Annotated in this window: 25 protein-coding genes and 5 pseudogenes; 8 read left to right on the forward strand and 22 right to left on the reverse strand. The window is 60.3% G+C overall.

Annotated elements, in window-relative coordinates; genetic code table 11:
• Window positions 1-24: 24 nt before the first annotated feature.
• Complete coding sequence (locus Q1B16_RS15320; protein WP_299790581.1) at window positions 25-1,299, reverse strand: TRAP transporter large permease; 1,275 nt, start codon at window positions 1,297-1,299, stop codon at window positions 25-27.
• Window positions 1,296-1,802: a TRAP transporter small permease gene (locus tag Q1B16_RS15325; RefSeq protein WP_299790583.1), complete on the reverse strand. Its 507-nt coding sequence runs from the start codon at window positions 1,800-1,802 to the stop codon at window positions 1,296-1,298. The genes Q1B16_RS15320 and Q1B16_RS15325 overlap by 4 nt, the downstream gene beginning before the upstream one ends.
• 153 nt (window positions 1,803-1,955) lie before the next feature.
• Between Q1B16_RS15325 and Q1B16_RS15330 the strand changes: the two genes are divergently transcribed.
• The 3 genes from Q1B16_RS15330 to Q1B16_RS15340 all read left to right on the forward strand — a co-directional run bounded on the left by Q1B16_RS15330 (window position 1,956) and on the right by Q1B16_RS15340 (window position 5,666).
• Entirely contained in the window at window positions 1,956-2,933 is a 978-nt protein-coding gene (locus Q1B16_RS15330; RefSeq protein WP_299790585.1) for a sialic acid TRAP transporter substrate-binding protein SiaP, read from the forward strand.
• 70 nt (window positions 2,934-3,003) lie between these two features.
• Complete coding sequence (locus Q1B16_RS15335; RefSeq protein WP_299790852.1) at window positions 3,004-4,128, forward strand: fumarylacetoacetate hydrolase family protein; 1,125 nt, start codon at window positions 3,004-3,006, stop codon at window positions 4,126-4,128.
• Window positions 4,129-4,142: 14 nt separating this feature from the next.
• The gene (locus tag Q1B16_RS15340; RefSeq protein WP_299790587.1) at window positions 4,143-5,666 is read left to right on the forward strand and encodes an aldehyde dehydrogenase (NADP(+)); all 1,524 of its coding nucleotides are present in this window, start codon (window positions 4,143-4,145) and stop codon (window positions 5,664-5,666) included.
• Window positions 5,667-6,247: 581 nt separating this feature from the next.
• On the opposite strand, the gene Q1B16_RS15345 is transcribed toward Q1B16_RS15340, so the two are convergent.
• Window positions 6,248-6,499 carry a hypothetical protein gene (locus tag Q1B16_RS15345; RefSeq protein WP_299790589.1) on the reverse strand — a complete coding sequence of 84 codons (252 nt, stop codon included), beginning with the start codon at window positions 6,497-6,499 and terminating at the stop codon, window positions 6,248-6,250.
• Between the two features lie 199 nt (window positions 6,500-6,698).
• Between Q1B16_RS15345 and Q1B16_RS15350 the strand changes: the two genes are divergently transcribed.
• On the forward strand, window positions 6,699-7,922 hold the full coding sequence (locus tag Q1B16_RS15350; RefSeq protein ID WP_299790591.1) for a hypothetical protein: 1,224 nt from the start codon (window positions 6,699-6,701) through the stop codon (window positions 7,920-7,922).
• 71 nt (window positions 7,923-7,993) lie between these two features.
• Window positions 7,994-8,443, forward strand: a complete 450-nt coding sequence (locus Q1B16_RS15355) for a hypothetical protein (protein ID WP_299790593.1) — start codon at window positions 7,994-7,996, stop codon at window positions 8,441-8,443.
• A 217-nt stretch (window positions 8,444-8,660) separates the two neighbouring features.
• On the opposite strand, the pseudogene Q1B16_RS15360 reads toward Q1B16_RS15355, so the two are convergent.
• Window positions 8,661-8,891, reverse strand: a pseudogene (locus tag Q1B16_RS15360) (transposase); the annotation flags it as partial.
• A gap of 181 nt (window positions 8,892-9,072) precedes the next feature.
• Window positions 9,073-9,327 carry a hypothetical protein gene (locus Q1B16_RS15365; protein ID WP_299790595.1) on the reverse strand — a complete coding sequence of 85 codons (255 nt, stop codon included), beginning with the start codon at window positions 9,325-9,327 and terminating at the stop codon, window positions 9,073-9,075.
• Between the two features lie 212 nt (window positions 9,328-9,539).
• Here Q1B16_RS15365 and Q1B16_RS15370 point away from each other — a divergent pair.
• Window positions 9,540-10,421, forward strand: a pseudogene (locus tag Q1B16_RS15370) (IS630 family transposase).
• Window positions 10,422-10,575: 154 nt separating this feature from the next.
• On the opposite strand, the gene Q1B16_RS15375 reads toward Q1B16_RS15370, so the two are convergent.
• The 7 genes from Q1B16_RS15375 to Q1B16_RS15405 all read right to left on the reverse strand — a co-directional run bounded on the left by Q1B16_RS15375 (window position 10,576) and on the right by Q1B16_RS15405 (window position 16,275).
• Entirely contained in the window at window positions 10,576-11,019 is a 444-nt protein-coding gene (locus Q1B16_RS15375) for a HAMP domain-containing sensor histidine kinase (RefSeq protein WP_299790597.1), read from the reverse strand.
• Between the two features lie 285 nt (window positions 11,020-11,304).
• Complete coding sequence (locus Q1B16_RS15380) at window positions 11,305-12,138, reverse strand: AraC family transcriptional regulator (protein ID WP_299790599.1); 834 nt, start codon at window positions 12,136-12,138, stop codon at window positions 11,305-11,307.
• 83 nt (window positions 12,139-12,221) lie between these two features.
• Window positions 12,222-12,560 carry a hypothetical protein gene (locus Q1B16_RS15385; RefSeq protein WP_299790601.1) on the reverse strand — a complete coding sequence of 113 codons (339 nt, stop codon included), beginning with the start codon at window positions 12,558-12,560 and terminating at the stop codon, window positions 12,222-12,224.
• 112 nt (window positions 12,561-12,672) lie between these two features.
• Window positions 12,673-13,587: an AraC family transcriptional regulator gene (locus tag Q1B16_RS15390; protein ID WP_299790604.1), complete on the reverse strand. Its 915-nt coding sequence runs from the start codon at window positions 13,585-13,587 to the stop codon at window positions 12,673-12,675.
• A complete protein-coding gene (locus Q1B16_RS15395) occupies window positions 13,584-14,510 on the reverse strand; it encodes an AraC family transcriptional regulator (protein ID WP_299790607.1) in 927 nt (308 codons plus the stop codon). Before Q1B16_RS15395 ends, Q1B16_RS15390 begins: the two co-directional genes overlap by 4 nt.
• Window positions 14,507-15,388: an AraC family transcriptional regulator gene (locus Q1B16_RS15400; RefSeq protein ID WP_299790610.1), complete on the reverse strand. Its 882-nt coding sequence runs from the start codon at window positions 15,386-15,388 to the stop codon at window positions 14,507-14,509. The genes Q1B16_RS15395 and Q1B16_RS15400 overlap by 4 nt, the downstream gene beginning before the upstream one ends.
• Complete coding sequence (locus Q1B16_RS15405) at window positions 15,385-16,275, reverse strand: AraC family transcriptional regulator (protein ID WP_299790613.1); 891 nt, start codon at window positions 16,273-16,275, stop codon at window positions 15,385-15,387. The genes Q1B16_RS15400 and Q1B16_RS15405 overlap by 4 nt, the downstream gene beginning before the upstream one ends.
• A 224-nt stretch (window positions 16,276-16,499) precedes the next feature.
• Between Q1B16_RS15405 and Q1B16_RS15410 the strand changes: the two are divergent.
• A pseudogene (locus Q1B16_RS15410) lies at window positions 16,500-16,774 on the forward strand (IS3 family transposase); the annotation flags it as partial.
• 61 nt (window positions 16,775-16,835) lie between these two features.
• Here the strand turns inward: Q1B16_RS15410 and Q1B16_RS15415 are convergent.
• The 3 genes and pseudogenes from Q1B16_RS15415 to Q1B16_RS15425 all read right to left on the reverse strand — a co-directional run bounded on the left by Q1B16_RS15415 (window position 16,836) and on the right by Q1B16_RS15425 (window position 20,051).
• Window positions 16,836-17,348, reverse strand: a complete 513-nt coding sequence (locus Q1B16_RS15415; protein ID WP_299790616.1) for an AraC family transcriptional regulator — start codon at window positions 17,346-17,348, stop codon at window positions 16,836-16,838.
• Window positions 17,349-17,352: 4 nt separating this feature from the next.
• Window positions 17,353-18,516: pseudogene (locus Q1B16_RS15420) on the reverse strand (IS110 family transposase); the annotation flags it as partial.
• Window positions 18,517-18,794: 278 nt separating this feature from the next.
• Entirely contained in the window at window positions 18,795-20,051 is a 1,257-nt protein-coding gene (locus tag Q1B16_RS15425) for an IS110 family transposase (protein ID WP_299790619.1), read from the reverse strand.
• 137 nt (window positions 20,052-20,188) lie between these two features.
• Between Q1B16_RS15425 and Q1B16_RS15430 the strand changes: the two are divergent.
• Window positions 20,189-20,449 (forward strand): annotated as a pseudogene (locus Q1B16_RS15430) (transposase); the annotation flags it as partial.
• Window positions 20,450-20,746: 297 nt separating this feature from the next.
• On the opposite strand, the gene Q1B16_RS15435 reads toward Q1B16_RS15430, so the two are convergent.
• The 7 genes from Q1B16_RS15435 to Q1B16_RS15465 form a co-directional block, all read right to left on the reverse strand.
• A complete protein-coding gene (locus Q1B16_RS15435; protein WP_299790621.1) occupies window positions 20,747-21,517 on the reverse strand; it encodes an SDR family NAD(P)-dependent oxidoreductase in 771 nt (256 codons plus the stop codon).
• A 96-nt stretch (window positions 21,518-21,613) separates the two neighbouring features.
• Window positions 21,614-22,480, reverse strand: a complete 867-nt coding sequence (locus tag Q1B16_RS15440) for a DUF6596 domain-containing protein (protein ID WP_299790623.1) — start codon at window positions 22,478-22,480, stop codon at window positions 21,614-21,616.
• 104 nt (window positions 22,481-22,584) lie between these two features.
• Window positions 22,585-22,731: a hypothetical protein gene (locus Q1B16_RS15445; RefSeq protein WP_299790625.1), complete on the reverse strand. Its 147-nt coding sequence runs from the start codon at window positions 22,729-22,731 to the stop codon at window positions 22,585-22,587.
• Window positions 22,728-23,078, reverse strand: coding sequence for a YciI family protein (locus Q1B16_RS15450; RefSeq protein WP_299790627.1), 351 nt, complete (start codon window positions 23,076-23,078; stop codon window positions 22,728-22,730). The genes Q1B16_RS15445 and Q1B16_RS15450 overlap by 4 nt, the downstream gene beginning before the upstream one ends.
• A gap of 60 nt (window positions 23,079-23,138) precedes the next feature.
• Window positions 23,139-23,567, reverse strand: coding sequence for an SRPBCC domain-containing protein (locus tag Q1B16_RS15455; protein WP_299790629.1), 429 nt, complete (start codon window positions 23,565-23,567; stop codon window positions 23,139-23,141).
• A gap of 11 nt (window positions 23,568-23,578) precedes the next feature.
• On the reverse strand, window positions 23,579-23,842 hold the full coding sequence (locus Q1B16_RS15460; RefSeq protein WP_299790631.1) for a hypothetical protein: 264 nt from the start codon (window positions 23,840-23,842) through the stop codon (window positions 23,579-23,581).
• 90 nt (window positions 23,843-23,932) lie between these two features.
• On the reverse strand, window positions 23,933-24,166 hold the full coding sequence (locus Q1B16_RS15465) for a hypothetical protein (RefSeq protein WP_299790633.1): 234 nt from the start codon (window positions 24,164-24,166) through the stop codon (window positions 23,933-23,935).
• Window positions 24,167-24,602: the final 436 nt, after the last annotated feature.

Consider the following 24,602-nt stretch of genomic DNA (forward strand, 5'->3'; position numbering starts at 1 on the left):
GCGGGTGCCGCCAAACGCAATTCGTTAGCGCAGCAGCGACGGGAGGAATAGCGAAAGCGCGGGAACAAGCGAAACCAGCAACAGCGAGAGAAAAAGCGGGACGAGGAAAGGCAGGGTGGCCTTAGTGACGAATTCCACCGATCTGTTCCCGACGCGCGCAAGCACGAAAAGGATCACGCCAACGGGTGGAGTCATCAGCCCGATCATCAGGTTCAGCACCATCATGATGCCCAACTGCACAGGGTCCAGCCCGATATCGGCCGCAATGGGCATCATCACGGGCACAAGGATAGTGATCGCTGCCACGGGTTCGAGGAAGAGGCCCACCAATAGTAGCACAAGGTTTATCAGCAGAATCACTAGGATCGGGTTGTCGGACACTGTCAGGATCGCGCCAGCCAGATGGTCTGGGACCCGGTTGATCGTCAGTACCCAAGCGAAGGCAGAGGCGGCTGCAACAACCAGTAGAACCGCCGCTGTGGTTTCTAGCGTGTCCAGGAAGATTGCGGTAATCCTGCGCAATCCCATCGTCTGGTAAATCAGGGTGCCAAGAATAAGTGCATAGATCACGGCGGCGACAGATGCTTCGGTCGCGGTGAAGGCGCCGGTCATTATGCCGCCGATAATGATACCGGGCGTGACCAGCGAGAGGAACGCTCGCGCGCCAGTGTAGCGGATGCGACCGAGCGACAGGCGGGTGTCAGCCGGATAGCCGCGGCGGCGCGCTACAATCGCGATCATCGCCATCAGAGTGAGCGCGATTAGAAGCCCCGGCACGATCCCAGCCAGAAAAAGCGCACCGATGGACGTTCCGGTTTGCACGCCATAGATAACCAATGGCAGGCTGGGCGGGATGATCGGCCCGATAGCTGAAGAGGCGGCGGTGATGCCAATCGCAAAATCGTCGTCATAGCCTCGATCACGCATCGCCTTCAATTCAATGGCGCCAAGCCCCCCAGCGTCTGCTGCTGCAGCGCCTGACATGCCAGAAAAAATGACAGATGCCACGACATTTACATGCCCCAACCCGCCACGCAGCCAGCCGATCAATGATAGTGCAAAATCAAAAATACGCGCAGTGATGCCCGCACTGTTCATAAGGTTCCCGGCGAGTATGAAGAAAGGCACCGCCAGCAGAGGAAAGCTGTCCACCCCACCTACCATGCGCTGCACCACCACGAATTCCGGCACCCGGCCGGTCATGGCTACATACGATAGAGCTGAAAGCCCAAGTGCCACGGCAATCGGGGCGCCGATGATCAATAGCACCGCAAGGATGACAAACATTGCGATGATCATTTGCCGCCTTCCTGGGTCCGCAGGTACACAATCCAGCCCACCACGCTTCGCAGCACCAGCGCAGCAAGGAATGCGGTGATGAGGTAGTAGAGAACGGATACCGGCACATCGACCACGGCCATGCGCTGATTATGCAGCCGTTCGCCCATCTGCCATGCTAGGACGGCGAGCGCTGCAAAAAAACTTACCGAAACCACCTGAATTGCGCCCTGCAGTACCCGTGCCCAAGCGCGATCTCGCCAGCGTCCCAGCAGATCGAGTGCCATATGCCCACCACGTCGTTGAGCACGCAGGCAGCCAGCGAAAACAGTACAGACCAGCAAATAGCGGGCAATCTCTTCGGTCCAGCCAAAGGAGGAGTTGAGTACGTAGCGCGTGAAGAACTGCAGGAAGACAATGACGAGGAGGGCAACAAATAGCCCGAGCGCCACCGTGTCCTCAGCCGTGAGGTCGATCACTGGCGCATCTTCCAACTGCTCGGCGGTATCTGATTCGGTTTTCATAGGTTTTGGTATTACTACATTTTTCTTACGCTGGGCTGAAAATTCTCCCAGTTTAAGGCAATCTTCAACAAGAAAAAGCGCGCATCTGAAGAAATTTATGGGCAAGTAGGAGAATTTCGGCTATTTGGTATCACGTCTTTAACGGAGGACCTCATGCTCAACAGATTTCGCTCACTCTTCCTCGGCGCAACCGCTGCCGCCCTTGCCGCAACGGCTGCTTTCGCGCAGGAGAAACTGACCTTCGCTCATGTTTACGAAGTAGACTCGGCCTATAACCAATGGGCGCAATGGGCCGCCGACGAGATCGGCAAGCGCACTGACGGTCGCGTCACGGTCGAGAATTTCCCCGCCGCGTCTCTCGGCAATGAAAACGACATCTTCCAGGGCCTGTCGCTAGGGACTGTGGACATCACCCTGTCGGGCAGTTTTTATGCTGGGCAGCTCTATCCGCCGATGTCACTGTCAAGCGCGCCGTACATGTACCGCGACTTTGATCACTGGCTGAAATACTCCAAAAGCGATCTTTTCGAAGAAATCTCGAGCGAGTACACCGAGCAAAGTGGGCGCCATGTGCTGGGCTTGATCTACTACGGTGCGCGACATCTGACCGCCAACCGCGAGATCAACTCGCCAGAGGATATGGCGGGCATGAAGCTGCGTGTACCCAACTCCCCGATGTTCACTCTGTTCCCGCGCTCTGTAGGCGCCAACGCCACGCCGATCCAGTTCGCCGAAGTGTATCTCGCACTGCAACAGGGCGTCGTGGACGGTCAGGAAAATCCTCTGCCGACCATCGTGTTCAAGAAGTTCTATGAAGTGCAGAGCCACGTGATGCTCACCGGTCACCTGATGGATAGTCTTGTGGTCGAGATGGGTGATCCTGCTTGGCAACGGTTGAGCGAGGAGGATCGCGCGATTGTAGCGGAGGTGCTGGGCGAAATGGCCGACAATGCCACGCAAGCTGTGCGTGAGTCAGAGATGGAGCTGGCGCAGTCAATGCCCGAAAAATACGGCGTCACGCTTGTCGAGATCGACCGCGCCCCATTTGTTGAGGCAATGAAGCCGCTCTTGGAGGCGGACGATCTGCCTTGGACGAAGGAACATGTCGCGCGGGTGCAGGCGATTAAGTAAGCTGACGAGCTATCTTGCAAGCGGCCCACCGGGGTCGCTTGTTTTTTTGGAGTATGCGAAGATGCAGCACATCCTGCCGCAAGATGCGGACAACGCTATTTTGGTTGGGCGGTTCTGGGACGAGGATGCCAATGGCCCGGCACTCTGCGCCATTCAGGACGATACTATCGCTGATATCACCGATGCAACCGCCCCGACTATGCGCGATCTGCTTGAGCTGGACGACCCCGCCGTTTACGTTAAGGCACGGCTTGCAGAGGCGTGTAAACTTGGCTCGATCCGGGAAATCGAGGCGGTCAAGCTGCTTGCACCTTGCGATCTTCAGGCGATCAAGGCATGCGGCGTAACCTTCGCGCGCTCCATGGTCGAACGCGTAATTGAAGAACGGGCGGCTGGCGATCCGGCTGCGGCAGATGCAATCCGTGCGCGCTGCAAGGCACTAATCGGCGACCGTTTGTCGGACCTCAAGGCAGGGTCGGCGCAGGCTATCGAGATCAAGAACGCACTGATTTCCGAGGGCATGTGGTCGCAATACCTTGAGGTTGGCATTGGGCCGGATGCCGAGGTGTTCACCAAGTCCCAGCCGATGTCCGCTGTCGGTTGCAGCGCGGATGTTGGGCTGCATCCTGCATCAACCTGGAACAATCCCGAGCCGGAAATCGTGCTAGCGGTAAACAGCCGCGGTGCGATCCAGGGGGCTACTCTTGGCAATGACGTGAACCTGCGCGACATCGAAGGTCGCTCCGCTTTGCTGTTGGGCAAGGCCAAGGACAATAACGCCTCCTGTGCCATTGGTCCATTCATCCGGCTTTTCGACGCCAAATTCACGCTGGACGATATTCGCACCGCGGAACTAAAGATGACCGTGACCGGGCAGGATGGCTACACGTTGACAGGCCACAGCGCCATGTCCGAGATCAGCCGTGACCCGGTTGACCTTGTCGCGCAGACTTGCGGCGCGCATCATCAATACCCCGACGGCTTTATGCTGTTTCTCGGAACGCTTTTTGCCCCGACCGAGGACCGCGACGTGCCGGGCGAAGGGTTCACCCACAAGATCGGTGATGTGGTGCGTATCACATCCGCCCGCCTTGGAACTTTGGAAAACACAGTTCGGCTGTCCACCGATTGTGCACCATGGACTTTCGGAGCTGCGGCATTGATGCGCAACCTAGCGGGCCGCAAACTTATCTGAGTAGAGAGGACGAGATGATACTGACGGGTAAACACCTGATCGCCGGGGAATGGATCGGCGGAGACGAAATTTTCCAGAACGAGCCCGTCGAAGGCGCTGCCGACAGTTTCGCCAAGGGGCGCGTTGCGGATGTAAATGCCGCTTGCGAAGCTGCCGAGGATGCTTTTGCCTCCTATGCCGCGACCAATCGCACAGAACGCGCGGCTTTTTTGCGCCGCATCGGCGATGAGATTGAGGAGCGGGGCGCTGAAATCACCGCCATCGGCACGCGTGAAACCGGCTTGCCCGAAGCACGGCTGGAAGGTGAGCGCGGGCGCACCTGTGGACAACTGCGACTTTTTGCGGAGCACATCGAGGCGGGTGACTACCTTGACCGTCGCTATGATGAGGCTCTGCCCGACCGCGCTCCGCTTCCGCGACCCGATCTGCGGATGATGCAGCATCCCATCGGCCCAGTGGCTGTCTTCGGCGCGTCAAATTTCCCGCTCGCCTTTTCCACTGCTGGTGGCGACACAGCCAGTGCACTCGCCGCCGGTTGCCCGGTCGTGGTCAAGGGTCATTCTGCCCACCCAGGCGTTTCGGACATCGTGGCACAAGCCATCGACGCGGCGCGGCAGGCCTGCAATTTGCATCCAGGTGTGTTCTCCCAGATTCAGGGCGGCAATCGCGCAGTCGGGACGGTACTTGTGCAGCACCCTCTGATCAAGGCGGTAGGCTTCACCGGGTCGCTGGGCGGGGGCCGGGCGTTGTTTGATCTCTGCGCACAGCGCCCGGAGCCGATACCTTTCTTTGGCGAGCTTGGTTCGGTCAATCCGATGTTCGTGCTACCCGCAGCGCAGGCCGCGCGAGCGGCAGAGATCGGCGCTGACTGGGCCGGGTCGCTGACCATGGGGTGCGGGCAGTTCTGCACCAATCCTGGAATCGCCGTCCTGTCCTCCGGTGCCGGAGCGGATACGCTGGTGGACGCCGCGGAGGCCGCGCTTCGTGACGTCGCGCCACAGCCAATGCTGACGCCTTCGATGGCCGAAACCTATGCCCGTGATTCCGCGGCCCTTGCCGGGCGCGCAGGCATCGAAACCCGCCTTCACGCAACCAGCAACGGGCGCAATGGTGCGCCGGTATTGCTTGAAGTCTCGGCCAGGCAATTCCTGGCCGATCCGGATATGGCGCATGAGGTCTTTGGCCCCCTGGGCCTTGTTGTCCGCGCCGACAGCGAAGATGAGGTGCTGGAGATTGCCAGGGGGCTGGAAGGCCAGCTGACCTGCACCTTGCACCTCGACGACGCGGATGTCGAACCGGGCCGTGCGCTCTTGCCGATCCTGACGCGCAAGGCAGGACGCGTACTGGCCAATGGCTTTCCCACAGGCGTGGAGGTCGCGGATACGATGGTGCACGGCGGTCCATACCCGGCCTCGACAAATTTCGGCGCGACTTCGGTTGGAACCTTGGCGATCCGCCGGTTTCTGCGCCCGGTTTGTTATCAAAACATGCCAGCGTTTCTGTTGCCGGAGGACTTGTCAATCGATAGCCCCAGGTGACGTGCAAGCGAACTTGCGAGTGTGGAACCCGGCAAGGAGCGAAACACTTTCTAATACAACCTAGTGTCCCGTGGAACTCATAAGAGTCAATGGGCTATGCTGCTCCCCTTGATACATGTGCCTTCTGGATAGAGCGCACGGCCAAAAACGGTCCGTTGTGTCCGGCGCCTTGGCTGCAATTGAGGTCAATGGCATAAAAGTGACAGAACCCCACGGCAGAACAGCGGCGGTTCTGGCACGTTTTCGCCTGAACTGCTTGCGCTGACGCTTCCAAGAAAGCGAAGCGAAGCAGGTGAGTTGGGCCACGCCGGACCAGGCACTAGCAGTGCGAGGCTCACCGAAGGAGCTTCGGCCAAGATATTTCTCGGATATCGTTACCGCGAGACGCGTAGCAGCGAAGCGAGCGGGGCGGTGGTCCAAAGTCTGAGCCTAGATATCAGCCCAGCACTTTGGTGCGACAAGTACGCCAGTTTTGTGCTACCTTTCTCGCGTGCGTCAGAACGCGTTTCGACCTTTCCGGCGGGCAAGGTGCTGCTCGATGCGGGCGCCGATCCGAACGCGCATTACATCTGGGGCGGAACCTATCGCTTTGCGGTCCTCACCGGGCGGAAATGCTCGAAGCCGATGCCCATCACACTTCGGAAACAGCCAGCGAGCGCAGTGCAGCCGTCAAGACCGACGGTGAGGCCGAGATCATCGTTGAGATTGGCCTCCATGCAATCCTCGACGATGGTGACCTGCACGGCGGGAAGTGGCGACTGCTCGCTCTTGCGCATACCGCAAGACCGCCGGAAAAGCTGAACCGCCAGCATCAGTGTCAGACCTTCCGACATGGCCCGCCACCCCATGTCCGCCTTGGAGACTTCGCGGCGCTTGCAGCGGATGAGATCGAGTGCCGAAAAACGGGTTTGCGCAGATACGTGATATGATCACGCAGGTTCGAAGAAGAACTGAGCCGCACTTGATGAGACGTTCTAGCAGGTCCTTCGCGCAGTCATCGCCAAGGGCAGAACCAGTCACATGGAGTTTAGAATGATATTCTTCGACACATACCAGATGACCAAAGCCATACCCGCACTTTGTTTCGCGCTCGCTGCAAGTGTGCAAATGGTGTCCGCCGAAGTGGTCGTGCGCGGCACCGAGGGAGCGCCGCTCCACGAGGCCCGACCGGCGCCTGCATTCATCAAGGGCGATCACGAAATCGTCGTGGCTCAGCCGTCGCCTTCTGAAATCAATCCGTCCTTTCTGGGGCCTGTCCTTTTGATGAAATCGGCGCATGTCGATCTTGACCGTGGGGTCGCGCGCCTGCCCTTGCGTGAAGGACAACTCGAAACGGGTGAGAAGGTCTGGTTCGCGATTACCGACGTGTCTGACCGAGACCTCGCCGAGCTTCACGGCGTCCCTTATGCCGCAAAAATGGCCTATGGGTTGACAGGAAACGCATCGCGGGAAGCTGTGATCGAAAAAGACGGTACATGGACGTTCAATCGCGGTGCCGTCGATTTTTCACCTGAATGGAACGTGGTCCCGGGCGATGCCCCTGACTACTTCCCTCCTGCCGAGATCCAGCCCGGTTCTGTTGGCGATGCTGGCTACTCACCGCTCGTGGAAGTGACGAATGCGGGCAAGCGTCCTGTCTTCAATGCACCGATGCTGGCCTTCGATGTGTCCGCGGAAGAGCTCAATGCCTACTGTGATGGTGAAGTAGACTACAGCGTGGTGCACGATAAAGTTGTATCGATCTGCCCCGAAACAGGCTGGGTCGAAATCCAGCTGACGTTGGGTTACACCTTTGGAAAACCGATCCTGTATATTTCAACTGAAGCAAACGACGAGCTCGTTGCCACGCTCGAACAGGCCACCTATTCGGAGGCGATGAAGGATTTGCCTTTTGCGAACGAGGATGCGGCTCCTGGAGAAGGGGCGGAGCGTATCTATGTCTTCGCCAACGGCCCGACCGGTACCGACAATCCGCATCGTCAAGGCTTGAACTCAGTCCTTGGCGGCGATGGCCGTGGGCCGCTGAATGTCCTGGGCGGCGTTCCGACCTTGAACCTGGACTACTCGCCAATGTGGCGGCTGTTTCCCGCGAAATGGACTACAGACGCTATCTCACGCGGATACCGAGCGCGTATGTCGGACGCGATCTGGATCGAAGATATGGCTGCGAAAGGCTTCATCACCTCTCTGGATGACGGACCGCTCCGTGCTGTCGGTTTCATCGTGAATTGTCCGGTCGTTTACCGGATCAACTGATCCTTCCCAACTGGCCGGGGGCCACCTGTCCCACCCCCAATGCTGTTCCAAGCAGCCTCCGGCCCTTTTTCATGGAGAACGATATGAAGTGTTCATCCCTGGCGATTGCACTCGCGCTCAGCTTCCCGGCCGCTCCTATTCTGGCCGCGCCGGTCACACTAATGTTCGGGGAGGCAGCGGGCCAACACGTTACTTTCGAGTTTTCGCAAAACCGTACGGCTCCGGACGCTCTGACAATTGAAACCCGTCGTATCGGCAACCCCGGCGCGCACATCCGTATTTGGATCGACAACAGCCGCAGTTCGCTATCGGAAATGATTTTGGATGGAGAGGACTGTAGCTTTGACGATGCCGGAGCGAAATGCACTTTGAAAATCGGCGGCGGAACCGAGACTTACCGCCGATACGTCGAAGCGTTTCGACTTGGCCGGACTGCACATATTGAGGTGCGCAATTCCAACGTCATGGCTATGCGAGACGATATCTCGCTCAAAGGTTTCACTGCCGCTTATAATAGATAACACGCGACCGGAGCGGCTGTCTTCGCTCCGGTCAGACCTCCGTCGCGCAAATGCCTTGATCGCGCCAGAAACGATGAAGAGGTCTCAGATCACTGGACAGCCGGCCAAGTTGTATCTGACCTGCTCCCCGAGGCTCTCTTATTCATAACGAGAGTCTACGGGTCTGTGATCCGACCCCCAACGTTGGACCGCCGTTGGCGAGAGTTTTCCGCCTCGATCAGGGTGACAGGCTAGTGATGCCCCCAGATTTCGTCAGCGTGATCGGGGCTTTGTTGCCGATCGCGCTGTGTGGCCGTTCCTCGTTGTAGTATCTACGCCCAGCCTCCAACTTTTCGGCCGCATCTGCAAGCGTCAAGAACCAGTGCGCGTTCAGACATTCGGCCCTGAACCTACCATTGAAGGCTCCGATGAAGGCGTTGTCCGTCGGCTTTCCCGGTCGCAAGAAGTCGCGAAACTTTTGACCGATCCCATATCGACCCGTCACAGGTGGAATACCCAGATCAGACCTCCTTCAAAACAAAACCCCGCCAAAATGACGGGGATTTGTCCGCATTCCAGGTCAGGCAATGCCCTCCTTACTTGCTTGAGGAGGCCCAGCACTCCAACGGAACCGTTTAGGGAGCTCCGGCTCAGCCTTTCAGGGCAGAAACGATCAGTGCCCTCATTTCGGCATTGCTTTCTATCGACATAGCCTGCGCAATCTGGGCAAGCTGTGATAGAGTCAAAGACATCACGTCAGCTTCAAAGCCGTTGCTGCGCAGTACGTTTGCAGCAGTTGTTTCGAGCCCGCTCAGCGCCGCGCGCATTTCATCCACGCCCATGTCCTGGGCGTTCGCTGCCGTTGCCATGAAAAGCAAAGCCGCCGACATCATCATCTTACGCATCGTTTTTCCTTTCGTTGCATGTACTACAGTCGTACGTCGGAACGGCTCTCCCGGCTTTCAGGAACGTGCGCTTTGTTGACAGTGATTTGCCCAGGTCTGCTGGCTTTCGTGACATAGGAGAAATGCAAATAAAGCGGTTTGCGTTTGATTTGAATCGAAGTGGGATTCACAGGCCCTGCTTGGTCTGATTCACTTCTTATTGGAGGTGTATCATGGGCAAACCGTACCCTTTGGACCTTCGGGAACTGATTTGCGCCTACGTTGCTGAAGGCAACTCGGCCCGTTCAGCTAAGCGGCTGTTTGGGGTGAGCGCGGCCACGGCGGTGAGATCCGTAGCGGAGCATCGTGAACATGGTTCGGCAGTGTCCAAGCCGCAAGGCCGCCCTGCCGGTCAGTTCGGCAAGCTGGCTCCGCACTGGGGTTTTCTGCTGGAGATCGTGCAGGTTGAACCAGACATTACGCTCAAGGAATTGGCCGCAGCCCTGTCGGAAACACATGGCGTGGCGGACCGTCATCTAAAAAAAGGACTGATCGCGGCGGAACGTGAGCGACCGGCACTGCGCCATCTCCGCCATGATTGGATCGAGCGCCGCCAGCCCGCATGCGCCAGGAGCCGCACAGGCTGGTCTTTATCGACGAGACGGCGGTCAAGACCAACCTCATGCGGCTGCGCGGAAGGGCCCCTGTCGGCGGGCGGCGCTATGGCGCAGCACCTTTTTGGCAAATGGGGCACGCTGACCTTTATCGCCGGGCTGACGCAGGTTGCCCTGATCGCGCCCTGGGTGATCAAGGGCACGATGAACGGACCTGCTATCGACACCTATATCAAGGCACGACTGGCCCCAGCGCTTGATCCCGGAACCGTTGTCATCCTCGAAACCCTGTCCACACACAAGAGCCCACGCGCGGCACAAGCCCTGAGAGAGAGCGGCTGCTGGTTCTTGTTCCTGCCTGCCTACAGCCGAGATCTCAATCCCATCGAGATGGCCTTCTCGAAACTCAAGGCCCAACTGCGACGCATCGGTGCCAGAACCTTTGACACCTTGTTCCACGCACTCGGAGACATCTGCGATCTATTCGACCCGCAGGAGTGATGGAACTTCCTCAAAGCTGCCGGATATGCGTCAGATTAAATGCAACGTGCTATAGCCGAGTGGTTCGGCTGGGGCGCGAAGGCCGAAATGGAGCATGCCCGGGTAGTTCCGGGTCAACTCCTGTCTCGGTCTCAATGTCATACGTCAAACCGTGCTACGGAATCGGAAACGAAAGAACGAAAATCGTTCCTGCAGGTCCGGTTTCCTCCAGTTTGAGTGTCCCGCCGATCCGGGAGGTCAGAGATTGCGCGATCGTCAATCCCAGGCCCATAGAGACCGGCAATGCCCCGCTTGAACATGATGCGGTGCTGCTGCCCAAACCAGGGCCCGTATCCGCGACGACGATATTTATCCACCCTCTTTCCGACACACGCGCCGCTATGCGCACTCCGCCAGGGTTGGAGCCGATTGCGACGATGGCATTGGTGAGTAGGTTGGCGAGGATGCGAAACACGGCCGAAGCCGTTCCTTCGCAGAAAACGATTTCTGGTGACTGAAAGCGCAGGTCGATTCCGGGATGTGCAATGCCTTCCCCAAGCTCGATCACGTCGGCGACCACGCGCGACAGCATTGATGGCTGGCCGTCATCCTCGATCATTCGGTCTTCGGAACAACAGAGCTCAAGTACGCGGGAGCAGCTGCGCTCCAGACGCCGACCGAGGGTTTTCGGTCGCGACGCGCTGGCCTCGAGCAACTCGTCGGCCACCATCGAGATCGTCGCGACGATGTTCTTGATGTCATGCGCTCTCTGGCGCCATTCGAGAGAATTAGGTTGGTTCGTCATGGAAACTCTCCTTGATGATACCTCAAAACTCTTCCCAATTTTCCGGATCCCGTATTTCTCGAACGAGCGAAATCGTTGCAGGAAAGCAGATTGCCGGGCTCAGGGCGATGCCACGTGCATAAGCCGATAGCTGCCAGGAGTGCGTCCTACGAAACGACGAAACAAGGACGTCATATGGCTTTGCGAACTGAAGCCCGTCGAATAGGCAATTTCAGCGAGGCTGAGATCGCTGGCGGTAATCAGTCGCTGCGCTTTCTCGATGCGCTGGAGGATCAGGTAGCGGCGGATCGACATGCCAGTTCGTTCCCTGAATCGTCTCGAGAAATGATAAGGGCTCAGGCGTGCGTGATGCGCGATTTCAGTGATGGTGATGCTCTTGTCGAGATTGGCGTCAATGAACTCGAGCGCCGCTTGGATGCATCGCGGGGCGTTCGTTTCAATTTTTTTTTCTTCGGTCACGATTTGCATCAAACGGATCGCGATCAGATCCTTGATGAAACTTGTCTCGGTGGGGGTCGAGCAATGCCGCTTGGTGACGATGAAATCGTAAACGATGACACCTGCGCCATTCAGGGCAAAGTCTATACCGTTCCATATGGGTTCCGTCATACCGTCCAGCGCCAGCCGGGCAGGCGCCACGCGCAGGGCGTCCAAGCGGAAGAGGAAAAGGATGGAGTGGCCTGCTCTGACAGAGGAATAGGTTCGGACGATCCCGGGCGGCAGAAGGCTAAAGGCGTGTCCGGCCTGACGCTTGGGAACACTGTCGCCGTTGGCTGTCAGGCTGCTGTCGGTTGCGCCGAGATTTATGTCGAGCAGCCAGTAGCCGTCTGGGATGTCAATTGAGAATGTACCAACGCCAAAGGCGTGCACCAAAAAGCCGTCGGCCTGAATGGCGATAGGTCTTTCCGAATCTGCGCCAGCGAAATCGTTCATTCCAGTATGAAACGGGATCCGGCGCCGAGCGTATTCCACGGTGTTCGGTTTTCAGGATCTTGCCTGAGTGTGCCATTACCTCGTCAGGGTTTGGGATCCGCGCCGTTGCCATTCTTAGGCACTACGTTGCGGTCGTTGTAGTTCTTGTTAGCCCAAGCAAAATAACGGTTCACCAGCTCATGTTCGCAGGTTTTGAAGGTCAGCCAGAAAAACAGCCCGGCACCCCCCCATATCAACAGTTCCCCAACCTGCCACAACGCGCCGTGCAGGATCGCGTCCCAACCGAATTCTCGTACGAAGCGCACGCTGGCCATTGCGTGTTTGAAAAGGTTGAATGTTACGAAGGCAAAGAAGGCTGTGGCGCTCCCTGCCAGCAGGAACACCAGAATGGCGGGCCAGCGCGTGATGTTGACGAGCACCATGATCGCTCCTTTTGCGTGCACGTTAGTGGGCAGACAGAAGGACAGCAATTCGCGCCGTAGCAATCACAGCGGCACATCCTGTTTCAAACCTCGGTGGATAGACCTTTCCGCATTAGTTCAAAGACCCTTTGCGGAAATGCTCGAAGCCGATGCCCATCACACTTCGGAAACAGCCATCGAGCGCAGCGCAGCCGTCAAGACCGACCCGGGCCGCCAGGGTTTCGCAAGGCAGCCCAGGATCACGGTCCAGCGCCTCGCGTATCCGGTCTACTCGTCGCTCGTTGCAAAAGCGACTGATGGACATGCCGACATCTTCTTTGAAGCTGGCCAGCAAAACAGGCGCAGGACAGCCGCAGTAAGCGGCGACCTCTTCGATCGCGAATTCCTCCGCATGGCGCGTTTCGATGTAATCTATGGCGAGCTTGATCTGTAGCGGCGTGGCCCCCGGTCGGCATTCCAAATCGGACATGCGGGCAAAATCCACCAGTTTGGTTACAAGCGCCCACTCGGTTTCGGTCCTGCTCAAACCATCCGCCGCGAGCAGCTTCGAGGCGCTGGCCGCGAAGCGCAGCGCGCAGTTCCTGAGCGACACGTTCGTCTCGTTGATGAAACCTGCGGCGTTCCCCGCCGATGCGTGCCCGTCGCTGGCATGGCCGATCGCCTCGTCGAACATCGCCTCCGGTATCATCACATGTAGTGCCAGGAAACGCCCCTTCGCCGACATCCGCGTCTGATTTCGAGACGGCACGTAGCAGAGGCTTCCGGTTTCCACCGCCGCCCTGCGGGGTCCGATCCGCTGATCGAAATCGATTTCCGTCTCGGCATAACCGCCAAGGCAGAGAGCCAGGAAATGCACGTTCATTCCGGGTGTTTCGAACGTATCGTCCCCTTGGTCCCAGATCGCTGCATCGATGCGACCGCACCTCAGGTTCTTCTCGGCGAGCCATGACCTGGAGTGGGTCCCAATATGGTTTATGACATCGTCGGCTCCCTGCAAGACGGTGTCGGAGCGGTCCCTTTTCATCATCCCCGCACCTCCCGGCGGTATTGTCCCGGCGTTACGCCCATGTGCTTACGGAAGACGGTCGTCATATGCGCCTGGCTGGAGAACCCGCAATCGTATGCGATCTCGGCAAGTGGCAGGTCGCCGAGCGCGAGGAGCTCGCGGGCGCGGGCGAGGCGGCGCTCGATCAGGTACTGGTGCGGGGTCTGGCCGGTGGTGGCGCGGAAGGCGCGGGCGAAGTGGAACGTGGTGACGCCCGCCGCCCGCGCCACCGTCTCGAGGCCGGGGTTGTTCTCGAGCCCCGCCTCGATCGCCTCGATTGCACGCGAGAGCTGCGCGGGCGACAGCCGCCCCGGCGCGGGTTCCGGCGCCATGCGGCCGGTGCCGTAGTCGCGCACGATCTCGACGCAGAGCACCTGCACGAGGCTCTCGACGTAGAGCGCGCCGCCGCCCGAGGGCCGGCGCATCTCCTCGTGCACGAGACCGACCAGCGCCTTCATTCGTGGATGCCACTGCGCGTTGAAGCCCAGCAGATCGACGCGATCCGGATCGCCGCGCAGCACCGCGCGCTTGGCCTCGTCCATCAGCGAGCGGTCGATGAGCATCTGGAACAGACGGGCCTCGCCGGTGATGCTGTGCGAGCGCACGGTCCGGCCCGGCGGAACGAAGCTGAAGTTACCCGGACGGTAGGGCGTGGCCGAGGACGTGGCGAGGCCGTCCATTACGTTCTCGCTGTGGAGCGCCCCGTCGAGGCAGAACTCGAGAAGCCCGAACTCGACGGCGACCTCAAACGGTTCGAGTTCCGCCCCCTGCGTCACGACCAGCCCGTCGATCCGCCCGGTGTCCGACCCGATCATCCGATGCACAATTGCGGTATCCAGGTCGAGCAGGAACGGCACCATCTGCTCTGCCGTCAGCAGCCCGTTGTTCGTTTGCGCCTCGCTCATCCCCGCACCTCCCGCCGGTAGCGACCGGGCGTGGTGCCCATGTGCTTTCCGAACACCGTCGTCATGTGCGCCTGGCTGGAGAACCCGCAGGCATAGGCGATCTCGGCCAGGGGCAGGGACGTCGTCCGCAGAAGCGCCTCCACCCGGGCGACGCGCCGCCCGATCAGGGCCTGGATCGCGGATTGCCCGGTTGCCGCCTTGAACGCCCTGGCGAACCCGTAGACGTCGAGACCGACGAGCCGCGCGAGGTCGGTGAGGCCGAGATTCTCGTCGAGATTGGCCTCCATGAAATCCTCGACGATGGTGACCTGCATGGCGGAAAGCGGCGACTGCTCGCTCTTCCTCATACCGCTGAAGCGGCGGAAGAGCTCGCCAGCAAGCACCAGTGTCAGACCTTCCGAAATGGCCCGCCAACCCATGTCCGCCTTTGAGACTTCGCGGCACTGTCGGCGGATGAGATCGGCCAGTCGCGGTTCGTGGAAGGCGAGGTCGGGTTCGAGCGCGCCCATGCGCCACGCGACATCGCTGTCCTGCGAGACGGCGCGCAGAAGCGCGTCATCCACGCTGACCAGGATGTTGGTGGTCTCGCCGCGGAAATCGTAGAACTGCGGGACGCCCGCCGGTGCGAAGGTCAGCAGGCCTGGCCGCGTCTCCTTCTCCCAGATGGTTCCGTTCGCCTCCGCCCTCAGTTTTCCGGTCGAGCGGTCCGCGAGAAAAAGAAGGTTCGTCGGCGGGCGAAAAACCTCGCTGCTATGCGAGCCGAACGTGAACGCGGACATCTCTAACGTCTCGCTGGGCGACGGCAGAACTTCACCCCCTATGGCGACCGCGAGGTCTATCGCGCCCGTAAAGTCGAAGTGAGGCACGCGCGCGCTCATCCCCGCACCTCCCGCCGGTAGCGCGCGGGCGTCGTGCCCATGTGCTTTCCGAACACCGTCGTCATGTGCGCCTGGCTGGAGAAGCCGCAGGCGTAGGCGATCTCGGCCAGTGGCAGGGCCGTCGTCCGCAGAAGCGTCTCAACCCGGGCGACGCGCCGCCCGATCAGGGCCTGGATCGCGGATTGCCCGGTCGCGGCCTTGAACGCCCTGGCGAACCCGTAGACGTCGAGACCGACGAGCCGCGCGAGGTCGGTGAGGCCGAGATTCTCGTCCAGATTGGCCTCCATGAAATCCTCGACGATGGTGACCTGCATGACGGAAAGCGGCGACTGCTCGCTCTTGCGCGCACCGCTGAAGCGGCGGAAGAGTTGCACCGCCAGCATCAGTGTCAGACCTTCCGACATGGCCCGCCAGCCCATGTCCGCCTTTGAGACTTCGCGGCGCTGCCGGCGGATGAGATCGGCCACGCGAGGTTCGTGGAAGGCAAGGTCGGGTTCGAGCGCGCCCATGCGCCACGCGACATCGCTGTCCTGCGAGACGGCGCGCAAAAGCGCGTCATCCACACCGACCAAGATATTGCTGGTCTCGCCGCGGAAATCATAGAACTGCGGGACGCCCGCCGGTGCGAATGTCAGCATGCCGGGCCGCGACTCCCTCTCCCAGATGGTTCCGTTCGCCTCCGCCCTCAGTTTTCCGGTCGCGCGGTCCGCGAGAATGAGAAGGTTCGTCGGTGGCTGGCGAACTTCGCTGCTATGCGTGCCGAATGTGAAAGCCGACATCTCGAACGTCTCGCTTGGCGATGGCAGAACTTCGCCACCTATGTCGACCATGACGACCGCGAGGTCCTTCGTGTCGGTCCATTCGAAGTGAGGGGTGCGCACGGTCATCTCGGCATACTCACCGACTTTGCCGGAACGAAGGGATTCGCGGTCGTCACTCCTTCACCTCCATCAATCGAACCGGTACGCCTGTACCCGGATGCGCCAGGTTCTCGAACTATCACGGTGGTCGAATGAACGCCGAAGACGGTCACTCGGACAAAAGTATTATCAAGCATACACTATTTGTCTTTCACGATCTCGGTTTTTCAAATTCTTGCGGGTTTCTCGTCGGGAAACTTCTGAGCCCCACTGGCTGCCATGCATGCATTGATTACGTTCGGCAGAATTTACGTATCTCGGAGCGGTTCGCTTGCCGTGTGCTTGTCCAGCATCGCTCCACCAAAAGAAAGGTGCCGCACCGACGCCCTGGCGAGGAGGCACTTTTCGCCGACATCATCGCGCTCGCCGCGCGCAACGGCCGCTCGGGCTACCGGCGCATTTCGGTCCTGCTCCGCCAGGCGGTTGGCCGGTGAACGGGACAAGGGCCGAACGGATCCGGCGGCGGTAGGGGCTGAAGGTCCCGCAGAAGCACCCGAAGAAGGGAAGTCTACCGGAAAGACGTTCCTTCACGGCACATTTCTCCGCATTTTACCTGGGGTGGTTCCAAGAATCTTGGTGAAAACTTCCGTCATGTGGCTTTGTGAGGCGAAGCCGCAATCCAGGGCGATCTTGACGATTGGGTCGTCGGACTGTTTCAGGCGTCGTTTTCCATGTGCGAGACGCCTTTCAACGACATACTGATGAAGCCTTCGTCCCGTCGCAGCGAGGAACATGCGTGCAAAATGATATGTGCTGACGCCAGCAATGTCCGCGAGGCTCTTCAGCGAGTGAGTTGCGCAAAGGTCTCTGTCAATATGATCGAGCACGCGCTTAATACGCGGAGAGACGGCAGTCGTGCGCGGCGGTTCGCGCTTTTCATCTCTGATACGATCCGTGAGTCGCATGAGGAGCAGCGTGACGATTGCTTCAATCTGAACATCCGACGGCCTATTCTGGTCAGGCAGCCAGCAGCCCGCGAGCTGATTGGCGATGGCCATCAATGTGTCGTCTCGTTCGTGCAACTGGGTCTTAAGCGCCATTGTTTCATCCGCATTTTTCGAGTCGTCTGGTTCGACTTGCGACACAACGATAAGAACCGGCTCGATCCTGATAGGTCATGCCATGGCGAATGGCATTGTAGAACAGGACCGCAATCTTGCGCGCCGTCGCCGTGACCGCCTTTTGCTTGCCTATGCGCGATGACAACCGTCGATAGAACGCGCCCAGAGCCGTGTCGCTTCGGCCAATCGTGACTGCCGCCAGACGCAGGAGTGCAGCGGCGCGGCTGGAGGACCGGCGTGTCCGCGAGGATAGCAACTTGCCGCCGGAGATCTTGTTGCCCGGAGCGAGACAAAGCCAAGACGTAAAGTGCTTGGCGCTCTGCCAGGCGCGCAGGTCCGTGCCGCATTCGGCCACCAGCTTCAGAGCCAGCGATGGGCCAAGACCGTGGATTTGCGTCAAGTCTGTGCCCAACACCCCGTAAAGTGCGGCACGCACATCGAAGGACGGCGCGTTGTGCTGCTTGCCTTTGATCCGAGCTTTGGCCAGCGGAGCCAGATCACCTTCAACCCGAACAGTAAGCGCGGCTACTGCCGCTTCCAGCCGGTGGTCACACGCCGCAATTTGCGCTTTGTAGAAGTCGTATAGCTCCAGCGACTGTGTCAGAGCAAAGACATGTTCTTCGCGGTCGTTGCCGATCAGCGCGGCTTTTATCGTGTCGATTAATGATTTGCAGCGCACGTCGCGGTAGGCCGCCAACACATCTGGGTCTCGCTCGCCGGCGACGATGGAGCGGATAATCCGCAAACTTGTCGCGCCAGTGATGTCGGAGACGACATGATGCAGTTGCAGGTTCATCTCCATCAGGGCCTTCTGCATGTGCTGGATATGGGCGGCAGCATACTCGGTAAGCCGTTCCCGTTGGCGCATGTAAGCCCGCAAGGTAGCGATCTCCGCTTCAGGGCGGAAACTGCCGCGGAGCAGCCCGTAGGAATGCAACTGGCGCAGCCATCCCGCGTCGTTCACATCGGTTTTGCGGCCCGGCACATTCTTGGCATAGCGGGCATTCACGAGGATGACCTCGAAGCCGTGCCCCTCCAGGATCTCGAAGGCCGGTATCCAGTAAACGCCGGTCGACTCCATCGCCACGCTGGTGACGCCGCATGACCGAAACCAGGCGGACAGATCGTGCAGGTCCTGGGTGACCTGTTCATCATGCGGAGCGTGCTGGCTTACATCCGGTCAGACAACGTCCTATGTCGGGAGATTTTGTCTGTTTAGGTCAGCAGGTCATGAGGCATCCGGTGTCCCGGATGCCCTCTAACGGTTGCCCAGACGGGCTCTGCCGTCAAGAAATGATCTCTTCCATAGCAAACACAGGGTACGCGCGCTGGCGGCCCTCACCGTCCTTAATACGAGATCCCAAATCCCAAGCAGAAGGCCCGAACATTATCTACGAGGTCAGCAAGCTGCCTCCACGGCTCATGTCAGAGTGAGGTCCTTCCGCCTGGGCTCACCCCCTCGAAGAAGGGGCGATAGGGTTCGCCGTGATTGACTACGGCGTGTACGGTGCGCGCCATCTTGGCTGCGATCGCGGTGTAGGCCTTGCGGCGCAGATGGGCGTTGTGTCGATCCCTGGAGATGTAGCGCTCGAACTTGTCCCGGAAGCTGTTGGTCCGCTTGAGAACGGCGGTCTGGCCGGCCATCCACATCGTGCGCCGCAGGCGGGCATTGCCGTACTTCGAGATACGGCTCTGACCGCGGAACATGCCGGACTGGACAGTGGCGAGGTCCATGCCACAGAACTTCAGGAACTGCCGATGATGCCGGAACCGACGCAGGTCACCGGCCTCGGCCAGGATGGTCATGGCGTTGATTGGGCCGATGCCTGGAATGGTCGTCAGCAACTGGTAATCTGGCAGAACGGAGAGCAGTTCGACCGCCCTGGCCTCGATCTCGTTGCGCTGCCGGACAAGGCTTCTGCCCTCTGCAAGGACAAGGCGGAACATGCGAACGGCGTCGGAATCTGCATGTACAGGCAAACCGACGGACTCGACGGCCGTGGCGTAAATATCTGAAAGAAGGCGCTCTTTGGAGACTTTCTTGCCTACCACCTGCCAGGCATCAGCGATGAAGGCTTCTCGGGCCATGGCTGTGATCATCGTCGGCGTCGGATACTTCTCGAGGAACGCGAGAAACCAGTCGGTGCGCGAGCTTCGGTGAAACCGTTCGGCCTCAGGGAAGTAGAGCGGCAGGTAATGCGTCAGGATACGGTGCCAGAGCTCTGTCTTCGAACGCGAGACGATCTCGTGCGTCTTCGACAGCTCCTGGATGTCAGCAACGCCAGTCACAAGCGGATCGTGGAAGAACTGCACCGCGCCAATCTCCAGCATGTGCAGAATGACCTGGGCGTCCTTCGGATCGTTCTTGTCCCAGCTGTTATGCAAAGCTTCACGGGTTCGGGCTAACCCGACCGAGGAAACAAGCTTCAGCTCAAAGCCAGCCTGGCCGAGATGATGCGCCAATGGTCGGTGGTAATTGCCGGTCGCCTCAAATCCGATCCGAACCGGCAGGTCGTAGCTGGCCAAGGAAATAGCAAGCCGCCGAAAGTCCTCCAATGTGTTCGTGATCGTCAATCGACGGCGGCGCTTCTTGCCAGGGACGCCAATCAGCACCTCGTGCCGATGTTTGGAGATGTCGATGGCAACGAGCAAAGTCGGCGCGATAGAATGGGTGGCGGTCATAGCCGGTCTCCTCAGCGGTGTGGTTTGTGCAAAACCACTGTTGAGACCTGAGACCCGGTTATGGCCACACGCTGCGCAATTTGAGGGCTGCGCGTGCGGCCATAACCTAAATTAAGCGCTTCTTCCCGACGTGCTATGGCCCGGAGTTCGTGGCTCAGACTGTCCAGGAGTGGATCAAGGCAGTCTGCGCCAAGAATGCCTACATCGAGCCTTGGTCTCCTTGGAAAAAATGATACTTCGAGAGCTTCAATGCCAGATTCCGCGATGAGATCCTCAACGGGTAGGTCTACTACAGCCTGCGTGAGGCGCAGATCCTGATCGAGCAATGGAGAAAACACTACAACACCAAGAGACAACACAGTGCTCTGGGCTACCGCCCACCAGCGCCCGAAACCATCGTCGCGATGGACCCGAGGCCGGTCATGCACCAACACTCAAACCGGACCACTCAGGTGGGGCTGATCACAGGATCAATGTGCCTTTTGCCGGCCGGTTCGGCGGCCAGTCGTCAATTTATACAGAATGGCCAAAAATGTCCTGCCAACGCTCATTCGGTCTTCGATGGATCGTGACATCGGAGCGGGTCTCGATCCGACGGCCAAAGGCGATCCATGTGTCGAGCGTTGCGTAGGTTGCGGTCATAGCGAAGGGTCTGATGTCAAAGTGAATTTGATCGTAGAAGAGGTCGGACCGCCTCAGCTTAGTCCAAAATTCCTGCGCAAAGCACGGTCGAAGACCCGGCCCGGTAGCAGGCTGTGCAATCGGTTCAGCAGGCTTGCCTCGCGGCCGGCATCGGACACGGCGGGCGGGTTCGGATGGATGGCAAGACGGTGGACAACGCGCGCGACCACTTGTGGATTGTCCGCGCGCGTGAGGCTCGTCTCGACCGCACGTCGCACGCGTTCGGCACCCTCAACGGTGCGAGCGGCGGACAGCGTATTGGTGCCGATGTCCGTCCGCATGAAGCCGGGCCGTACCGCGAGCGAGCGCAGACCCGTTCCGCGCAACTCGTGATCGAGCGAGGTCGAAAAACCCTGCAGCGCGTGCTTGCTGGCCGCATAGGCGCCCATGAACGGGGCAGGCAGGTAGCTGACAACCGAGCAGATGTTGACGATCCGACCGGTGCCCGCAGCACGCATCGCGGGTAGCACCGCCCGCGTCATGCGCATCGCGCCGAACAGGTTGGTTTCAAAGGCGGCGCGGATCTCGGCCTCCGTGAAGACGTCGAACCCGCCGATCTGGGCAAAGCCGGCGTTGTTGACGAGGAGGTCGATGCGGCCATGCTCGGCCAGCATATCCCGGACCAGCGCGTCGCAGGACGCAGCATCCATCACGTCGAGCGACGCGAAATCCGCCCGCGTTCGGCTGGTGCCGATGACGGTTGCGCCGGCCTCGGTGAGCGTCCGGGCAATGGCGGCGCCGATGCCGCTTGAGGCGCCGGTGACGATCGCGATGGTGTTTTCCATGTTGTTCCTCATGCTTGTAGGAGTCGCGCCTTGCGCGTGGCGAGATAGGTGCGGGCGGCGGGATCGTCGGACAGACCGATGGCGCGGTCGAAGGCGTCAAGCGCGGCTTCGGTGTCCCCGATCCGTGCCAGGACATGGGCCCGAGTCGCCCACCACGGTTGATAGGTGCTGACCCGGGTGGCCTCGATGGTGTCGAGGGCGGCAAGCGCCGCCTGCGGCCTGTCCCGTTTGGGCGCCGATCGTGGGCGCGATGGCGACAAGCCCGGTATAGAGCAGCTTCAGCTCGTTCCAGTCGGTCAATCCCGTCCGTCGCCGCGCGGCGTGGACCGCTTGGATCGACGCCTCGATCTGATATCGCCCCAGAGAAGCGTTGCGTGCGGCGTTTGCGAGCGCCTTCTCGGCATCGGCCAAGTAGGCGGCGTCCCACAGCGACGTGTCCTGCTCCTCCAGCGGGATGAGTGCGCCTGTGTCGTGGTCGGTGCGAGCAGGGCGCCGCGCCTCGGAAAACAGCATCAGTGCGAAGAGCCCTTGTGTTTCCGCCACTTGCGGGTTCTCGGCGGCCACGAGGCTCGAGAGCCAGATCGCCTCCTGCGCCAGACCCGCGGCCTTGCGGTCACACGCAGGGATGCCATTGTAGCCAAAGGAATAGGCGGCATAAATGGCATTCAGCACATCCGCCATGCGGTCGTCGAAGTCCCGGCCCTCCGGCAGTTCGAACCGGATCTTTGCACTTTCAATCTTGGCCTTGATGCGCGTCAGCCTTTGGCCGAGCATACCGGGCGGCACAAGGAACACGCCCGCCATGCGCTTTGCATCGAGGCCGAGGACGGCTTGCAGCATCAGCGGCGCGCGCAGGGCCGGATCGATGGCCGGATGGGCGCAGATGAACATCAAGGGCAGCCGGGGATCGGTAGCCGGGGCCAGCGTTTCGGCGCGTTCTTCGGCCATGCGAGTGAGCTCCATCTGATAGGTGTCCGGCAGGGCCCGGGTCCGGGCGCGGTCGGTCGCCCGGTTGCGGGCCGCCTTGCTGAGCCAGGCCTCGGGGTTGCCCGGAACGACTCCCGCGGCTAGACCTCCAGCGCGCGGGTCAGCGCATCGCTCAGCGCATCCTCGGCATCAGCCAGCGAGCCGGTGCGCGCGACCAGTCGGCCGACCAGCCTGCCATAGGACAGGCGAGCCACCCGTTCGACCGCGCGCGCCGCCTCTGTGGTCATGACCGCATGATCACCGGGCGCACTTCGACCGTGCCGGTCGTGGCGGCCGGGTTGCGCGCGGCCCATTCCAGCGCCGTGTCGAGATCGGGCACGTCGATAACGTAGAAGCCGCCGAACTGCTCCTTGGTGTCAGCGTAGGGGCCGTCCTGCACCTCGCGTGCGCCGTCCTTCATGCGGATCGTCGTCGCCGTATGGGCGGGGTGCAGGGCTTCGCCGCTTACCATGACGCCCGCGTCGATCAGGGCCTTGGTATAGGCACCCCAGAGCGCGCCATCCTTGGCGGCGCGCACAGCGTCGGCGTCCGGATGGTCGGCCGGCGGCGTGTAGTTCATGATGATGTATTGCATGGTCTTTTCCTCGTTTTGTGGAGGCGCAGCCCAGCATGGGCCACGCGCTTGTCATTTCTGTTATGCCGCCTCGGTGGCCGCGCGGTGCAGGCCTTCGCCGGTTTCCAGCCATGATTTCATCGACGCGAGGAACCTGTCCCTATTATCGCCGATGCCGAGGTCTGCGCAGCGCGTCTGGCTGAGGGTGACCTTCGTACCGAGCGGGTCATCACTCAACTCGACGATGACGGTGGAACCTTCCGGAGTCTCCACCCAGGCGGGTTCGAACCCCAGTTCAAGCCGTTCCCCTTCAACCTGCGACAGGACAGGTTCACGAATGAACAGGCTGCCGTCATCGGGTCGGTGCAGCGCATAGCCGCCCGTCTCAAGCGGCTTGACCTGCATGGCCGTAGGATGGAACGCGGCGACGCTGGCCGCATCGGTCAGAGCGGCCCAGACATCGGCCCGGGACGCGCGGATGAAGGTGTGGATCTTCAGATCGACGGACATGATACCCTCCTTCACTCGCCGAAGCGCGCCACGACCGGCAGCAGCGCAGTGGGCGTTCTGTCGGGGGTGCAGATGTCGTTGTCGGCGGGGCGGACCCCGAAATAAACCCCACCTGCATCCATCGCGAAAAGGTCGTGGTCCTCGCCGCATTCCGCCACCGGGCGCCATGCCGCGCAGCCGGTCTCGGAGATATCGGCCTCCAGGTTGTAGGTCAGCCCGCACTCGGCCATGCCCATCGCCGCCACGATCTCGGGATTGTCGGTCAGAAGCGTCACGTGCTTCCAGTTCTCGTGGAACACGCCGCGATAGGCGCCATCGACCGCTTCGGACGCGTCCCCGATCTCGAACGGCCCGCCGGTGCGGAACTAAAAGGTGCGCATGGTCATGCCTGGGTTGAGCGCGTGGGTGAAGATCAGTTGCCACTGGCCATCGCCGAAGATGAACTCACGGGTGCCGAACCCGCCATACCAGGGTTCCGGCGCGGCGCTGCGGTAGGTGCCATGGGCCGCCTGGAGGGCGTCTCGTGGCGCGAAGCCTTCAGCGAGTGCAGGGGCGGCGCAGGCAATGGCCGCGGCCGCCATGAGGGTCTGTTTGAACATCGGTCGTCTCCTTTCATGCCTGAAGCCGCAGCCGGCTTCGAAAGGGAGACGGATGAGCATGGGTCCTTTTCTACATAGCAATCACCTTTTTCACCGCGTCCTTTGGGTTGACGACGACCTGAGGTCATGCGACCTCCCGCCGTGGGGACCTGCGGGACGCTGATCCTACCACGAGTCCAGCGTCTTTGTGGCTCGGATCAGAACCTGCCTGGTTTGCTACAACCTGTCTCTGAGCCTCCGCACGACATCCATCATCTCGTGCAGGGCGGCGATGATGACGGGACCGTCTATGACGATTCAGAAGATGTAGTGATGCTGGCACCGATGTAGGCAAACTCCGTCGGGCAACCTATTGAATGATCGTGAGCGCACCCGACCACCGCCGATCGCGTCGAGGCAATCCTGGATCTGGTCAAGATACTTGTCCGCTTGTTCG

It is taken from the genome of uncultured Marivita sp. (genome assembly GCF_947488135.1).
Classification (GTDB): Bacteria; Pseudomonadota; Alphaproteobacteria; order Rhodobacterales; family Rhodobacteraceae; genus Marivita.

Excerpts from the sequence above, each read along its gene's own strand:
- Q1B16_RS15320 (WP_299790581.1), bottom strand. The coding sequence starts at position 1,299 with ATGATCATCGCAATGTTTGTCATCCTTGCGGTGCTATTGATCATCGGC.
- Q1B16_RS15325 (WP_299790583.1), bottom strand. The coding sequence starts at position 1,802 with ATGAAAACCGAATCAGATACCGCCGAGCAGTTGGAAGATGCGCCAGTG.
- Q1B16_RS15330 (WP_299790585.1), top strand. The coding sequence starts at position 1,956 with ATGCTCAACAGATTTCGCTCACTCTTCCTCGGCGCAACCGCTGCCGCC.
- Q1B16_RS15340 (WP_299790587.1), top strand. The coding sequence starts at position 4,143 with ATGATACTGACGGGTAAACACCTGATCGCCGGGGAATGGATCGGCGGA.
- Q1B16_RS15345 (WP_299790589.1), bottom strand. The coding sequence starts at position 6,499 with ATGTCGGAAGGTCTGACACTGATGCTGGCGGTTCAGCTTTTCCGGCGG.
- Q1B16_RS15350 (WP_299790591.1), top strand. The coding sequence starts at position 6,699 with ATGATATTCTTCGACACATACCAGATGACCAAAGCCATACCCGCACTT.
- Q1B16_RS15355 (WP_299790593.1), top strand. The coding sequence starts at position 7,994 with ATGGAGAACGATATGAAGTGTTCATCCCTGGCGATTGCACTCGCGCTC.
- Q1B16_RS15365 (WP_299790595.1), bottom strand. The coding sequence starts at position 9,327 with ATGCGTAAGATGATGATGTCGGCGGCTTTGCTTTTCATGGCAACGGCA.
- Q1B16_RS15375 (WP_299790597.1), bottom strand. The coding sequence starts at position 11,019 with ATGATCGAGGATGACGGCCAGCCATCAATGCTGTCGCGCGTGGTCGCC.
- Q1B16_RS15380 (WP_299790599.1), bottom strand. The coding sequence starts at position 12,138 with ATGAACGATTTCGCTGGCGCAGATTCGGAAAGACCTATCGCCATTCAG.
- Q1B16_RS15385 (WP_299790601.1), bottom strand. The coding sequence starts at position 12,560 with ATGGTGCTCGTCAACATCACGCGCTGGCCCGCCATTCTGGTGTTCCTG.
- Q1B16_RS15390 (WP_299790604.1), bottom strand. The coding sequence starts at position 13,587 with ATGATGAAAAGGGACCGCTCCGACACCGTCTTGCAGGGAGCCGACGAT.
- Q1B16_RS15395 (WP_299790607.1), bottom strand. The coding sequence starts at position 14,510 with ATGAGCGAGGCGCAAACGAACAACGGGCTGCTGACGGCAGAGCAGATG.
- Q1B16_RS15400 (WP_299790610.1), bottom strand. The coding sequence starts at position 15,388 with ATGAGCGCGCGCGTGCCTCACTTCGACTTTACGGGCGCGATAGACCTC.
- Q1B16_RS15405 (WP_299790613.1), bottom strand. The coding sequence starts at position 16,275 with ATGACCGTGCGCACCCCTCACTTCGAATGGACCGACACGAAGGACCTC.
- Q1B16_RS15415 (WP_299790616.1), bottom strand. The coding sequence starts at position 17,348 with ATGGCGCTTAAGACCCAGTTGCACGAACGAGACGACACATTGATGGCC.
- Q1B16_RS15425 (WP_299790619.1), bottom strand. The coding sequence starts at position 20,051 with ATGACCGCCACCCATTCTATCGCGCCGACTTTGCTCGTTGCCATCGAC.
- Q1B16_RS15435 (WP_299790621.1), bottom strand. The coding sequence starts at position 21,517 with ATGGAAAACACCATCGCGATCGTCACCGGCGCCTCAAGCGGCATCGGC.
- Q1B16_RS15440 (WP_299790623.1), bottom strand. The coding sequence starts at position 22,480 with ATGGAGCTCACTCGCATGGCCGAAGAACGCGCCGAAACGCTGGCCCCG.
- Q1B16_RS15445 (WP_299790625.1), bottom strand. The coding sequence starts at position 22,731 with ATGACCACAGAGGCGGCGCGCGCGGTCGAACGGGTGGCTCGCCTGTCC.
- Q1B16_RS15450 (WP_299790627.1), bottom strand. The coding sequence starts at position 23,078 with ATGCAATACATCATCATGAACTACACGCCGCCGGCCGACCATCCGGAC.
- Q1B16_RS15455 (WP_299790629.1), bottom strand. The coding sequence starts at position 23,567 with ATGTCCGTCGATCTGAAGATCCACACCTTCATCCGCGCGTCCCGGGCC.
- Q1B16_RS15465 (WP_299790633.1), bottom strand. The coding sequence starts at position 24,166 with ATGTTCAAACAGACCCTCATGGCGGCCGCGGCCATTGCCTGCGCCGCC.